The 14,040-nt window shown below is 67.8% G+C and carries 11 protein-coding genes, 2 rRNA genes and 1 pseudogene; 5 read left to right on the top strand and 9 right to left on the bottom strand.

Annotation, left to right across the window (positions count from 1 at the left end):
- Positions 1-19: 19 nt before the first annotated feature.
- Together BJF87_RS10800 and glgB are read left to right on the top strand one after the other, a co-directional pair.
- A complete protein-coding gene (locus BJF87_RS10800; RefSeq protein ID WP_035750812.1) occupies positions 20-2,020 on the top strand; it encodes a maltotransferase domain-containing protein in 2,001 nt (666 codons plus the stop codon).
- A gap of 1 nt (position 2,021) precedes the next feature.
- A complete protein-coding gene (gene glgB, locus BJF87_RS10795) occupies positions 2,022-4,244 on the top strand; it encodes a 1,4-alpha-glucan branching protein GlgB (protein WP_035750809.1) in 2,223 nt (740 codons plus the stop codon).
- A gap of 68 nt (positions 4,245-4,312) precedes the next feature.
- Here the strand turns inward: glgB and BJF87_RS10790 are convergent, their stop codons facing one another.
- From BJF87_RS10790 to BJF87_RS10770, 5 genes and pseudogenes are all read right to left on the bottom strand, one after another.
- Positions 4,313-5,266 carry a tetratricopeptide repeat protein gene (locus tag BJF87_RS10790; RefSeq protein ID WP_081724776.1) on the bottom strand — a complete coding sequence of 318 codons (954 nt, stop codon included), beginning with the start codon at positions 5,264-5,266 and terminating at the stop codon, positions 4,313-4,315.
- A 59-nt stretch (positions 5,267-5,325) separates the two neighbouring features.
- Positions 5,326-6,576 (bottom strand): MFS transporter, encoded by a 1,251-nt coding sequence (locus tag BJF87_RS10785; protein WP_035750807.1) that lies wholly within the window; start codon positions 6,574-6,576, stop codon positions 5,326-5,328.
- A complete protein-coding gene (locus BJF87_RS10780; protein ID WP_040004226.1) occupies positions 6,577-6,891 on the bottom strand; it encodes a thiamine-binding protein in 315 nt (104 codons plus the stop codon).
- A gap of 16 nt (positions 6,892-6,907) precedes the next feature.
- The gene (locus BJF87_RS10775; RefSeq protein ID WP_006359589.1) at positions 6,908-7,303 is read right to left on the bottom strand and encodes a DUF3817 domain-containing protein; all 396 of its coding nucleotides are present in this window, start codon (positions 7,301-7,303) and stop codon (positions 6,908-6,910) included.
- A gap of 70 nt (positions 7,304-7,373) precedes the next feature.
- Positions 7,374-8,575, bottom strand: a pseudogene (locus tag BJF87_RS10770) (acetyl-CoA C-acetyltransferase).
- Positions 8,576-8,661: 86 nt separating this feature from the next.
- Between BJF87_RS10770 and mce the strand changes: the two are divergent.
- Both mce and BJF87_RS10760 read left to right on the top strand, forming a co-directional pair.
- A complete protein-coding gene (gene mce / locus BJF87_RS10765) occupies positions 8,662-9,144 on the top strand; it encodes a methylmalonyl-CoA epimerase (RefSeq protein ID WP_006359591.1) in 483 nt (160 codons plus the stop codon).
- A gap of 227 nt (positions 9,145-9,371) precedes the next feature.
- Positions 9,372-10,325, top strand: coding sequence for a hypothetical protein (locus BJF87_RS10760; protein ID WP_075863108.1), 954 nt, complete (start codon positions 9,372-9,374; stop codon positions 10,323-10,325).
- Positions 10,326-10,359: 34 nt separating this feature from the next.
- Here BJF87_RS10760 and nucS read toward each other — a convergent pair whose 3' ends face one another.
- Together nucS and glsA are read right to left on the bottom strand one after the other, a co-directional pair.
- Positions 10,360-11,043 (bottom strand): endonuclease NucS, encoded by a 684-nt coding sequence (gene nucS, locus BJF87_RS10755; RefSeq protein ID WP_035750798.1) that lies wholly within the window; start codon positions 11,041-11,043, stop codon positions 10,360-10,362.
- A gap of 80 nt (positions 11,044-11,123) precedes the next feature.
- On the bottom strand, positions 11,124-12,557 hold the full coding sequence (glsA, locus tag BJF87_RS10750) for a glutaminase A (RefSeq protein ID WP_035750797.1): 1,434 nt from the start codon (positions 12,555-12,557) through the stop codon (positions 11,124-11,126).
- 146 nt (positions 12,558-12,703) lie between these two features.
- On the opposite strand from glsA, the gene BJF87_RS10745 reads away from it, so the two are divergent.
- On the top strand, positions 12,704-13,570 hold the full coding sequence (locus tag BJF87_RS10745) for a universal stress protein (protein ID WP_006359595.1): 867 nt from the start codon (positions 12,704-12,706) through the stop codon (positions 13,568-13,570).
- 138 nt (positions 13,571-13,708) lie between these two features.
- Here BJF87_RS10745 and rrf read toward each other — a convergent pair.
- Together rrf and BJF87_RS10735 are read right to left on the bottom strand one after the other, a co-directional pair.
- Positions 13,709-13,824: ribosomal RNA gene (rrf, locus tag BJF87_RS10740) — 5S ribosomal RNA — on the bottom strand.
- Between the two features lie 111 nt (positions 13,825-13,935).
- Positions 13,936-14,040 (bottom strand): 23S ribosomal RNA (locus BJF87_RS10735); the annotation flags it as partial.

Here is a 14,040-nt window from a genome sequence, read left to right as displayed (position 1 = left end):
TGACGAGAGGAGGCTTCGAGTGATCGGGCGCATGGGTATCGATGACATCGCACCCCTCGTCTCCGCAGGGCAGCAGCCCGCGAAAGCCGTTGTGGGAGAGTTTTTCCCGATCAGCACCACCGCATGGCGCGAAGGTCACGACGCGATCGGCGTCACCTTGCACATCGAGGCACCGCGACGCGGGGTCCTCGACATCCGCATGACGCCGGCGCCCGAACCGGACACGTTCAACGCGGCGTTCGTCCCCGACACGGTCGGGTTCTGGTCGTACCGCATCGAGGCCTGGAGCGACCCGTACACCACCTGGCGATCGGCGGTCATCAAGAAACTCGACGCCGGTCAGGGCGCCGCCGACCTGGCCAACGACCTCGAGACCGGCGCCCGAATCCTCGAGCGCGCCGCCGAGGGCATCGTCGACGAGAACCGTGAACTCCTGCTCGACGCGGTTCGTCTGCTCCGCGCCCGACGCCGCCGTGTCGAGAACCGGGTGAGTCTGGCGATCTCCGAGGAGGTCGTCGAACTGCTCCACGACAACCCGGTCCGCGAACTCGTCACCAAGAGCCGCACCTACCGCGTGTGGGTCGACCGCACCCGCGCCCTCTTCGGGTCCTGGTACGAGTTCTTTCCCCGGTCCACCGGCGGCTGGGACGGCGAGGGCAACCCGGTGCACGGCACCTTCCTCACCGCAGCCGAGGATCTGCCCCGCGTCGCCGGGATGGGATTCGACGTCGTCTACCTCCCGCCGATCCACCCCATCGGCGAGGTCAACCGCAAGGGACGCAACAACACGCTCGTCGCCGGGCCCGACGACGTCGGCTCGCCGTGGGCCATCGGGTCGAAGGACGGCGGCCACGACGCGATCCACCCGCAGCTGGGTTCCGAGGAGGACTTCGAGTACTTCGTCGGACGGGCGCGGGAGCTGGGTCTCGAAGTCGCCCTCGACCTCGCACTGCAGTGCGCACCCGACCATCCCTGGGCGACCGAACACCCCGACTGGTTCATCATCCAGCCCGACGGCACGATCGCCTACGCGGAGAACCCGCCGAAGAAGTACCAGGACATCTACCCGCTCAACTTCGACGACGACCGCAACGGCATCTACCGAGCCGTGCTGAAGGTGGTCCTGCACTGGGTCGGTCTGGGCGTCGACATCTTTCGCGTCGACAACCCGCACACCAAGCCCCCGAATTTCTGGGAGTGGCTGATCAGCGAGGTCAAGAAACGGAACCCGGACGTGCTGTTCCTGTCCGAGTCCTTCACCCGACCGGCACGTCTCTACGGTCTCGCCCGCCTCGGGTTCACCCAGTCCTACACGTACTTCACCTGGAAAACGGAGAAGTGGGAGCTCGAGCAGTTCGGTCGCGAGCTGGCCGAGCACGCCGACGAGGCGCGCCCCAACCTGTTCGTGAACACCCCGGACATCCTCCACGAGAGCCTGCAGCACGGCGGCCCGGGCATGTTCGCGTTGCGCGCCGCCCTGGCCGCGACCCTCGCCCCGACCTGGGGCGTCTACAGCGGTTACGAACTCTACGAACACGTGGCGGTCGCCGAGGGCAGCGAGGAGTACCTGGACTCCGAGAAGTACGAACTGCGCCCGCGCGACTACAAGGCGGCGACGAGCCGCGGCGAGTCTCTGGAACCGTGGATCACCTCGCTCAACGAGATCCGCCGCCGGCATCCCGCCCTGCAGCAGTTGCGGAACATCCACTTCCACCACGTCGACAACCCGTCGCTCATCGCGTACTCGAAGATCGATCCGGTGACCGGCGACCGTGTCGTGGTGGTCATCAACCTCAACCCGTACGCCGCTGAGGAATCGACCGTGTGGCTCGATCTCCCCGCACTCGGATTCGAGTGGTACGACCACTTCTCGGTCCGCGACGAGGTGTCCGGGGAGGAGTACTGGTGGGGGCAGGACAACTACGTCCGGCTCGAGCCGTGGCGCGCGGTCGCCCACATTCTGGCCCTGCCGCCACTCGACCCCGCTGCCGCAGCGCGACTCGCCTATCGAATCCAGTGAGGTGCCCGTGACCGATCTCGAGTCCCTCCCCGACCCGAAGGCGTCCGATCACGATCTGCGTCGGCTCGACGCGCTGACCCACCCCGAACCGCACGCGTTTCTCGGGGCGCACGACGCTCCGGGAAGTTCCACGATCCTGCGCACCCTGCGACCCGACGCGCTGTCGGTGTCCGCGGTCATCGGCGGCGTCGATCACCCGATGACCCGCCAGACCGACGACCTGTGGGTCGTCACCGTGCCGATCGCCGACCTGATGGACTACCGCTACCGGATCGTCTATCCCGACGGCTCGGGCGGCACCGCCGAGTTCGTCGTCGCCGACGGTTATCGCTTCCTGCCGAGCCTCGGCGACGTCGACATCCACCTGTTCAGCGAAGGCCGGCACGAGACGCTGTGGGAGGCACTCGGAGCCCGCGTCGTCTCGTACACGACGGCCGACGGCGAGGTCGCCGGCACCGCGTTCTCGGTCTGGGCGCCCAACGCGCACGGAGTGGCCGTCATCGGGGACTTCGACCACTGGACCGGCCGCGTGGCTCCCATGCGCAAGGTCGGGGTCAGCGGTGTCTGGGAGGTGTTCGTCCCCGACGTCGGCGACGGCGCGCACTACAAGTTCCGGGTGCACGGCGCCGACGGCGTGATCCGCGACAAGGCAGACCCGATGGCCTACCGGACCACACCCCCGCCGTCGACCGCGTCGGTCGTCACACAGTCGCGGTACGTCTGGTCCGACGACGCCTGGATCGCGCGACGGGAGGCCTCCTCGCCCGAGCGCGAGCCGATGAGCATCTACGAGGTCCACCTGGCGTCGTGGCGTCAGGGTCTGGGCTACCGCGAACTCGCCCACCAGCTCGCCGACTATGTCGTCGAGAAGGGCTTCACACACGTCGAGTTCCTGCCGGTGGCCGAACACCCCTTCGGCGGTTCCTGGGGCTACCAGGTGACGTCGTACTACGCGCCGACGGCCCGCTTCGGCACCCCCGACGACTTCCGGTACCTCGTCGACCATCTGCATTCGCGTGGCATCGCGGTGATCGTCGACTGGGTCCCCGCCCACTTCCCGAAGGACGAGTGGGCCCTGGCCCGCTTCGACGGCACGCCACTCTACGAGCACGCCGACCCGATGCGCGGCGAGCAACTCGACTGGGGCACCTACGTCTTCGACTTCGGACGCCACGAGGTCCGCAACTTCCTGGTCGCCAACGCGCTGTTCTGGTTCAGCGAGTTCCACATCGACGGGCTGCGCGTCGACGCCGTCGCGTCGATGCTGTACCTCGACTACTCACGTCCCGACGGACAGTGGCGACCCAACATCCACGGCGGCCGCGAGAACCTCGAGGCGGTGCAGTTCCTGCAGGAGACCAACGCCACGGTCCACAAGCACTTCCCCGGCGTCATCACCGTCGCCGAGGAGTCCACCGCCTGGCCGGGCGTCACCCGGATGACCGATCTCGGCGGTCTCGGTTTCAGCTTCAAATGGAACATGGGCTGGATGCACGACAGCCTCGACTACCTGTCTCGTGATCAGATCCACCGCAGCTTCCACCACCACGAGATCACCTTCTCGCTGATGTACGCTTGGAGCGAGAACTTCGTGTTGCCGCTCTCGCACGACGAGGTCGTCCACGGCAAGGGCACGCTCTGGACACGGATGCCCGGTGACTCCTTCACCAAGGCCGCCGGTGCGCGCGTCTACCTCGCGTACATGTGGTCGCATCCCGGCAAGCAGTTGCTGTTCATGGGCCAGGAGTTCGGCCAGACAGGCGAGTGGGCCGACAATCGCAGCCTCGACTGGCATCAGCTCGAGGGCTGGGAGGGTGAACTGCATTCCGGGATCTCGGCGCTGGTCACCGACCTGAACCGGATCTACCGGGCTTCCCCTGCCCTCCACACCCAGGACATCACGCCGCTCGGCTACGAGTGGATCGACGCCAACGACACCGCGAACAACGTGATCAGCTTCCTGCGGTTCGGGGAGGACGGATCGGTCGTCGCGTGCGTCTTCAACTTCTCCGGCTCGGATCGCGTCGACTACCAGGTCGGCCTGCCGCAGGGCGGGGTGTGGGAGGAGATCCTCAACACCGACGCCGACGCCTACAGCGGTGCCGGCCGCGGCAACCTGGGCGCGGTGACCGCCGACGGGCCGTCGTATCACGGGCGCCCCACCTCGGCGCGGGTCATGCTGCCGGCGAACTCCGCCATCTGGCTGGCTCCCCGCAGCCCGTAACCCCCCTCGATGCGCAAACCCAGCACCTCGGAGGTGCTGGGTTTGCCGAAAAGTGGAGATTCTGCGGATCAGTAGAGCGCGCTGGCCAGCTTCCGTCGAGCGGACACAACGAACGGTTCGGCCGGATCGAACAGCTCGAACAGCTCGAGCAGCCGGGTCCGGGCGCGGGTGCGTTCCTCGCCGTTGGTCACGCGGACCACGTCGATGATCCGATCGAAGGCCGCCTCGGGCTGCTGCGACAGCAGCAGGACGTCCGCGGCCGCGAGCTGGGCGTCGATGTCGCGCGGTGACGCGGTCTCGACGATGTTCGGGTCGTGCGCCTGCGCGCGCAGGATGAACTCGAGGTTCCGCGCCGCCGACACCGCCTCGACGTTCTCGGGTTCGGCTTCCGCAACGGCGCGGTACGCGGCCAGCGCTCCATCGAAGTCGCCGTCGTTGAGCTTCTCCTCGGCGGCGAGCATGCGCGGATCGGTCTGCTCCGTCTCGGGCGCCGCACCGGCAGGGGCGTCCGGCAGCGCGTCGCCGACCTGCGCGAAGATCTCATCGATCCACGCGGTGATCTCGGCCTCGGACCGGACGCCGTTGAACGCGGTGACGGGCTGTCCCTGCACGATCGCGACGACCATCGGGATCGACTGCACGCGGAAGGCCTGCGAGATACGGGGATTCGCGTCGACGTCGACCTTGGCGAGCACCCAGCGGCCACCGGACTCGGCGGCGAGACGCTCGAGGACCGGCGAGAGCTGCTTGCACGGCCCGCACCACTCGGCCCAGAGGTCGACGACGACGAGCTGCTGCATCGACCGGTTGAGGACCTCGGCCTCGAACGTCTCCTCGGTGACATCGATGACGCTCGCACCGGCCGGAGCCGGGGGCGGGGGCGGGGGCGGCGCGCCGGGCCCGGAAGCCTCGTCGGGTTGCGCCTGGGCGCGCTGGGTGGCCTGGGCCCGCTGCGCATGGGCGCGTTGGGCTTCGGCCCGCTCCTTGATCCCGCCGAGATCGACGGCACCGGTCATGGCCATGGCGGCGGCAGCCTGCTGACGGGCCGCCGCGGCGGCCTGCTGACGATTGGTTGGTCGCGTCACTCCTCTAGTGTGGCACGACCACACGGGCTCGTTGACCTAGGTTCGCCGAGCGCGGACACCGGTTGTTCGCGAGGGCGGACGACCCCGGCGAAGAACACGGCGAGCAACAGCGCGGCCAGTGCCGCGAGAAGTCCGATGTCGAGACTCGTTCGGCTGCTGATGAACCCGACGACGGCGGGACCGGCGAGCATGCCGAGATACCCGCAGCCGACGACGACCGAGATCGTCCGGCCACCCGCGGAGTCGGTGAGGTTGCCCGCGGCGGTGAAGATCTGCGGGATGAGGCCGGCGAGTCCCAGGCCGAAGACCGCCCACCCGGCGACCGCGAGTGCGGGTATCGGCGAGGCGATCGCGATCGCCATACCGGCCATGCCGACGAGCGCGCCGACCCTGAGCACGCGAACCGCACCCACCGCGGCGACCACCGGGTCGATGACGAATCTCGCGACCGTCATGGTCGCGCTGAAGGCACCGAAGGCGATCGCGCCGATCGCCTCGCTGGTCCCGTGGCTCTCGACGATGTGCAGGGCGCTCCAGTCGTAGGCGGTGCCCTCGGCGAGCATCAGTCCGAAGGCGACGACCGCCAGGAGCACGAGCCGGCGCCGGTCGATGCCGTGCCACCACGAGCCGGCGCCGATGTCAGACGATGTGTCCGGCGCCGGGCCCGCCGGCGCCTTGTCGTCTCCGGTGAGTTGGCGCGCGACCGCGGCGACGACCAGGAAGCCCGCGAAGGCCGCGCAGGCGACGGTCGGCACGACCCCGGCGTCGGCCCACAGCGTCGCCGCGACCACGCCGGACCCGACGAGGCTTCCCGCGGAGAAGAAGCCGTGGAAGGAGGACATGATCGGCCGGCGGTAGGCGCGCTCCACCGCGACGGCCTGGGCGTTCATCGACACATCGAGGCACCCGTTCGCGAAGCCGAAGGCCGCGAGGGCGGCGCCGAGGGTGAGAGTGTCGACGGCCAGCACCGGCGTGATGATGACAGCCGAGAGCAGCGATGCGGCGAAGACGGTGAGCGGCCGGGAACCCCAGCGGTCGATCAGCGGGCCGCACAGTTGCATGCCGACGAAGGCGGAACCACCCAGGAGGAGCAACAGGCCGCCGAGCTCGTCGTGTCCGACGTCGGTGCGGCCGCTGATGACCGGGATGTGCGCCACCCACATGGCGGCGAGGAAGCCGTTGAGAGCAAAGATCGTGGCGACCGCCCGCCGAGAGCGGCGAGGTTCGGTCGCGGGGTGCACCTGCACTCAGGAGCCCGAACCCAGGTGGCGTTCCACCCGCTCGACCTTGCCGGTCAGTTCGCCGGTGTGCCCGGGACGGATGTCGGCCTTGAGCACGAGTCCCACGCGTGGCGCATGGGCGGCGACGGCATCGGTGGCGGCCTTGACGACCGCTATCACCTCGTCCCAGTCGCCCTCGAGGTAGGTGAACATCGACGTGGTCTGATGCGGGAGCCCGGAGGCACGTACCACCTCGACGGCGGCCGCGACCGCCGCACTCATCCCGCCGTCGGCGTCGACGGCGGTTCCGCCCGAGGGCGTGAGGCTGAATGCGACGATCAGGGGACCACCTCCGGGATCAGGCGGTGGCCTGCTGCGGCGACTGTTCGGCCGACAACTCGGCGAGGTGGCCGTTGCGCTTGGCCCACCACTCGAAGACGATCGTGCCGAACGGCGGAACGCTCGACGCGAGCGCCAGCAGGGTGACGATCGGGATGCCGATGCGTCGCCCGCCGAGCGGGATCTCCCACTTCACGGAATTCCACTTGAGCTGGAACGCGGTGATCAGGGCGACGATCACGAAGATCACGAAGACGGCACCGTGGGTGGCGCCGGGAAGCGCGATGGCCTCGGGGTCGTCGTTGACGCGCTTGAGGATCATCCCGACGATCAGCCACGCCCAGGTGATCGCCTCCGCCACGGCGACGAGGCGGAAGCGCTTGGCGGGCGTGGTCAGGTCGAAGAAAGACAGCATGTTCACCATTCTGCCTGCCGGCGGAGACTTCTACGACAAAGTGTCGTAGAAGTCTCCTTCAGCGGGTGTGTCAGGCCTTCGGGACGCGGACGATCAGGGCATCGCCCTGGCCGCCGGCACCGCACAGCGCGGCCGCGCCGACGCCACCGCCACGGCGCTGCAGCTCGAGGGCGAGGTGCAGGGTGATTCGGGCGCCGGAGGTACCGATCGGGTGGCCGACGGCGATCGCTCCACCGTTGACGTTGATCTTGCCCTCGTCGACACCGAGCTGTTGCGCCGAGGCCAGGCCGACCGCGGCGAAGGCCTCGTTGATCTCGATGAGGTCGAGGTCGGCCGGGGCGATGCCCTCACGGGCGCAGGCCTTGGCGATCGCGTTGGCCGGCTGCGCCTGCAGGCTGGAGTCCGGACCTGCGACGACGCCGTGGGCGCCGATCTCGGCGAGCCAGGTCACGCCCAGCTCCTCCGCCTTGGCCTTGGACATCACGACGACCGCGGCCGCACCGTCGGAGATCTGGGAGGAGTTGCCCGCGGTGATGGTGCCGTCCTTGCGGAAGGCCGGACGCAGGCCCGAGAGCGACTCGGCGGTGGTGTTGGCGCGGATGCCCTCGTCCTCGGCGAACTGGATCGGGTCACCCTTGCGCTGCGGGATCGACACCGGCACGACCTCGTCGTCGAACACGCCGTTCTTCCACGCGGCGGCGGCGAGCTGATGACTGCGGGCGGCGAACTCGTCCTGCTGTTCGCGGGTGAAGCCGTCCTTGTCGTTGCCCTGCTCGGTCAGCGCACCCATCGGCTGATCGGTGAAGGCGTCGTGCAGACCGTCGAAGGCCATGTGGTCGACGAGCTCGGTGTTGCCGTACTTGAAGCCACCGCGGCTGTTGGGCAGCAGGTGCGGGGCCTGGGTCATCGACTCCTGGCCGCCGGCGACGACGACGTCGAACTCACCGGCGCGGATGAGCTGGTCGGCGAGCGCGATGGCGTCGATGCCCGAGAGGCACATCTTGTTGATGGTCAGGGTCGGACGTCCCAACCGATGCCGGCCTTGATCGCGGCCTGACGAGCCGGCATCTGACCTGCCCCCGCGGTCAGAACCTGGCCCATGATCACGTACTGGACCTCCGAAGCCGGGACACCGGACTTCTCGAGTGCGCCCTTGATGGCCACCGCACCCAGGTCGACGCCGCTGAAGTCCTTCAGCGAACCGAGGAGACGGCCGAAAGGCGTGCGTGCACCGGCGACGATGACCGTCGTGTTGTCAGCAGTCGAGGACATGGAAAGGAACCTCCGGGGGTGGGTCGTGCGGGGGGCTACCGAGCGCCCGCTCTGTGCGCTCTGACCCTCAACGCTACCGTTGTGACATGAGCACCTCTGCATCTGACCCCAGCACTTCTGCCGGCGCGACCGCCCTGATCTCCGACCTGGTCGTCGCGATCGACCACGTCGGTATCGCCGTTCCGGACCTGGACGCCGCCAAAGAGTGGTATGCGACACATCTCGGCTTCGAGACGCTCCATCAGGAGACCAATGCCGAGCAGGGTGTCGAGGAGGCCATGGTCGGCCCCGCCGGCGGTGGCGCCGTCATCCAGCTTCTCGCGCCACTGAACGAGGAGTCGACGATCGCGAAGTTCATCGGTCGCAACGGCCCCGGACTGCAGCAGCTCGCGGTACGCGTGACCGACGTCGACGCCGTCATGACCCGCCTCACCGAGGCCGGCGTCCGCGTCCTCTACCCCGCCGCGAAACGAGGCACCGCGAACTCGCGCATCAACTTCGTCCATCCCAAGGATGCGGGTGGCGTCCTCCTCGAACTCGTCGAGCCGGCCGCCGACGCCGCACACTGATCTCGGACCGCTCTGCCCGAACCGAAAACCGTTCGGGCGCTTGATAAAATCCCCTCCGTTCGCACCCGGCCGGCACTCCGGTGCGAACGCCGGTGCCGGCGCGTGGACACCCGAGTGGTCGCCCACGCGCCGCCGCCGGGGGCCTCGTCGCCGATAACGCCGACACCGCGGTCCTACGTCGCTCGACCGAGCTTCGACCTCCGAACGTCTCCGATACACTGGCCCGCATGCCAGGTCCCGCACGGCAATTGCCCTTCGCGATCGTGATGCGCGGTTACGACCGTGAGCAGGTCGCCGACCATCTTCAGCGACTCGACGCCGAGTTGCGGGTTCTCGCCGCCGATCGCGACGCCGCCACCGCCAACGCCCACGAGCTCGCCTCTCATCTCGAAGAGGCGCGCGACGAGATCGCCGAACTCCGGCGCGAGATCGACAAGCTCTCGGTGCCCCCCACCACCGCCCAGGGAATGAGCGAGCGCCTTTCCCGCATGCTCCAACTCGCGTCCGACGAGGCCTCGGAGATGCGTGCCGAGGCCTCGGCCGAAGCCGCCGAGACCCTCTCGATCGCACGCCAGGAAGCCGCCGACATGCGCTCCGACGCGTCCGCCGAGGCCGAGCGGATCCGGAGCGAGGCGCAGGCGGCGGCGAAGAAGCTGGTCGACGAGGCCTCGGCCCGCGCCCGCCAGGTCAAGGAGACCGCCGCGGCCAACGAGTCCGAGTCTGCACGCCTCATCGCCGAGCGCACCGCGGCAATGGCGGCCGAGCACACCAAGACGATGAAGGCAGCCAACGACGAGGCTCGTCGCATCGTCGAGAAGGCGAAGTCGGAGGTCGCCGAACTCGAGGCCGTCAGCGCCCGTGAACGCGCCGCCGAACGCGAACGTCACGATGCCGAACTCGCCGACCAGCGTGAGCGTGCCCTCGACGAGGCGAACCACATCCGGCAGACCGCGCTCGACATCGCCGGCGAACGCCTCAACCGATCGCGCGAGATGGCGCAAGCGGCCGACCGTGCGCGTCAGGAGATCGCGGCCAACCTGGGTCAGCTCCGCGACAAGCTCGCCGGACTGCCCGAGTTGCTGGCCCAGCCGGAGGACTCCGAGTACGCGGTGCTTTCCGACACCGACGATCTCGAGCTGCTCAATCGCAAGTTGTCGCCGGAGGCCCGCGCCAACGCCTGAGCGGCGTTCTACGGGTCAGGACTCTGCGTCCGGCTCAGAAGAGCCGGAACTCCGTGCTCTCCGCACCGCGCAGCGCTTCGTAATCCAGTACGACGCAACGGATTCCACGGTCTTCGGCGAGGGTCCGGGCCTGCGGCTTGATCTGCTGCGCGGCGAAGACGCCTGCCACCGGGGCCAGTGTGGTGTCGCGGTTGAGCAGTTCCAGGTAGCGCGTGAGCTGCTCGACTCCGTCGATCTCCCCGCGCCGTTTGATCTCCACGGCGACGGTGGCGCCCGTGGCGTCGCGGCAGAGCAGGTCGACCGGTCCGATCGCCGTCATGTACTCGCGGCGGATGAGGGTGTGGCCGGGCCCGAGGGTCTCCACGTGTTCGGCGAGCAGTTCCTGCAGGTGCGCCTCGACACCGTCCTTGACCAGACCTGGGTCGATACCGAGTTCATGCTGCGAGTCGTGCTCGATCGAGGCGATGGTGATGAGCAGTTCCTCGCCGGCCTTGTTGGTGACGACCCAGTAGGCCTCCGCCTCGGTGCCCTCGGGCACGGCGGCTTCGGTGAGCCAGCACGGCGGGCTCATCCAGTTCAGGGGCTTGTAGGCGCGGTCGTCGGCGTGGACGCTCACCGACCCGTCGGACTTGACCAGGAGCAGCCGCTTGGCCATGGGCAGATGGGCGGTCAGCCGCCCGACGTAATCGACCTGACACTCCGCGATGACGAGACGCACGAGCCCACCCTAGGGCATCGGCTGCACCGTTCTCACGCCCCCGCGCCGGGGGTCGTGTGATCCCTGAGGAGCGTCCGGACTCACTGGTCGTAGTAGTGCTTGAGCATGAACGTCTCCGCGTCGATGACGGCATCCTCCATCGTGGCGTGCACGTGCGGCAGCGCCGGATCGAAGCCCTTCAGGTCTGCCGGCGCGTCGAGATCGGGCGCGGTACCGTCGGCTCGATGGCGGATCACACTGGCCCGCACCACACCATCGGGATCGACGAGTGCTGCCCGGCGTCCACTGTCGTCGAGCAACCGCTTGATGCTGAGAACCATTGTCCGGGCGACCGCGTCGATGACACCGATACGCGATATCTCGACGATGACCACCGTGTAGTCGTCGAGGTCAACCTCGAGGCGTCGTTGCACGCTCTCGGCTCCGGCGAACGTCAGATCGCCCTGGAGCTCGTAGACACGGATCTTGTCGCGGCAGGTCCGGAGATAGCTGCGCTCACGTTCACTCCATTCGGCACTCACCGGGGTGTCGGCGAGGTCGTGGACCGCGCGGATCGTCACCCGACTCTCGCGGGTCACGTTGAACATGTGTAGCCCGAGGTCCTTCGACAGGTGCCGGCAGGTCTCGACGCCGCGAACGCTGTTGCCGTGTTCGTCGAGTCGCGGCGAGTACACGCCGATGCCCAGCTGTCCGGGGAGGACGGCGAGGATTCCGCCGCCGACGCCGCTCTTGGCCGGCAGTCCGACCGAGGTGACCCAGTCCCCCGCCCCGTCGTACATCCCGCAGGTGGTCATCACGCTGAGCAGACGCTGCGCGATCTCGGAGGAGAAGACCACGCGGCCCGTGCGTGGGTTCAGGCCGCCGTTGGCGATGGTCGCACCGATACCGGCCAGGTCGTCGGTCGTCACCCGGATCGAACACTGGCGGTAGTACAGGTCGATCGCGGCGTCCGGATCGGTGTCGAATGCGCCGAAGCTGTCGAGCATGTAGGCAATCGCACGGTTGCGCGATCCGGTCGCGGATTCGGAGGCGTACACCTCCTCGTCCATGGTGAGGCGCCGGCCCGCACAACCCGAATAGAACTCGACGATCTCGGCGAAGGCCGCGTCGACGTCGTCGCGACTCACGTCGCGCGAGGCGGGCAGGAGCATGGACGCCGCGAAGATGGCACCGGCGTTGATCATGGGGTTCTTCGGACGACGCCGGTCGTCGACGCTGATCTCGTTGAACGCCTCACCGGACGGTTCGACGCCGATCCTGGCGTCGACCGCGGCCACACCGTGCTTGCGCAGTGCCATCGCGTAGGTCAGCGGCTTGGACACGGACTGGATGGTGAAGGTCTCGGTGGAGTGCCCATGCGAGTACATGTATCCGTCATGGACGCACAGCGACAATCCGAAGCCCTCGGGATCGACGACGGCCAGTTCCGGGATGTAGTCGGCGACGTCGCCCGACCGGTCGCCCCGGACTTCGTCCATGATGTGGCGCAGGTAGCCGTCGACAAGGGATTCCATGGGGCAATCTAAGCGTGTCCAGCGGTGATCGGGTAGCCGACGCGGCGGGTGACGCGACGGAGCACACAACAGCCGTGGATTCGGCACAGACGTGACTAGGCTGGTGCCTGATTGTGTTCGCCCCGAGGAGACAGTTGGGAGCACTGATGAAGCTGCTCGTCGCATACATCGCCACTTCCGGGGGCGAGGACGCGGTGGCCCTGGGTGCGTGCCTGGCACGCACCTTCGACGCCGAGCTCGAGATCTGCATCGTCATCCCACCCGAGCCGGCCGGGGCCGACGACGCGGTGGAGAGACTCTCCGATGCCCTCGACAGCGCCGCTCGTCGCTGGCTCGACGAGGCGGCCGCCCGACTGCCCGACGACATCGAGACCACGACGACGATCGCCGAACACGCCAACCCCGCCGAGGGGCTGATCATCGAGGCCCGACGCACCGATTCCGACATCCTCGTCATCGGCGGAGCCGGCGGTGGCATCCGCGGCCGGCACACTCTGGGGACCGTCGTGAACGACATCCTGCACTCATCACCGATCCCGGTGGCCCTCGCGCCGCCCGGCTTCGCACATCTCGGCGCCGACGAGGTACGCGAGATCACGGTGACCATCGGCGACCGTCCGGGTGCGCCACTGTTGTTCGAAACCGCGATCCGCAGTGGCATCCGCGCACATCGGCCTATCCGGCTGGTGTCGATTCTCGCAATCGACGACATGCAGCCCTGGCGGAACGTCCCTGAGGACACCGCTGTCGAATCTGCCCGAGCACACGCCCAGCGGGCCCTTGATGAGGCGAGAACCCAACTGCCGGAGGACTTCCCGGTGACGTCGACGGTCGCACAGGGCTCCACCATCGAGGAAGCGGTGGAGTCACTCGAGTGGCACGACGGCGATCTGGTGATGGTCGGTTCGAGCCGGCTGGCCGCCCCGAACACGTTGTTCCTGGGGACCACCGCCGCGAAGATACTCCGAGCTGTTTCGGTCCCGATCATCGTGGTGCCGAAGAGCACCCACTGATTCTGCCGCCGGCACCGGGATGGTGTGGGAGTGGTACGGGTTGTCGGCGTAGTGTTTCTACCGCTGGTGGGCCGGGATAGGTGTGGAATGCATTGTGGCCTACACGATTACTCGTGTAGGGCCACAATGGGATGTTGTGTTCGGCGGTGTCCTACTCTCCCACACTGATTAAGGTGCAGTACCATTGGCGCTGGAGGCTTAGCTTCCGGGTTCGGAATGGGGCCGGGCGTTTCCCCTCCGCTATGGCCGCCGTAACTTTATGAAACAATCCACAACGGTTTGTTTGTTTGTTGTGTGTTGTCTCAGAAGATGCATAGTGGATGCGAACACACCAAAACCTGTTGTTTGGTGATGTTGTGGGTGTTGTTGGTAAGTCCTCGGCCGATTAGTACCAGTCACCTGAACACATTGCTGTGCGTACAGTTCTGGCCTATCAACCCCATGGTCTGTAGGGGGCCTTAACCCCGCAA

This window comes from Gordonia sp. CNJ-863 (assembly GCF_001942325.1).
Taxonomy (GTDB): Bacteria; Actinomycetota; Actinomycetes; order Mycobacteriales; family Mycobacteriaceae; genus Gordonia; species Gordonia alkanivorans.
Note: the sequence above shows the minus strand (reverse complement) of the source record. Positions and strands in the feature narration are given on the sequence as shown.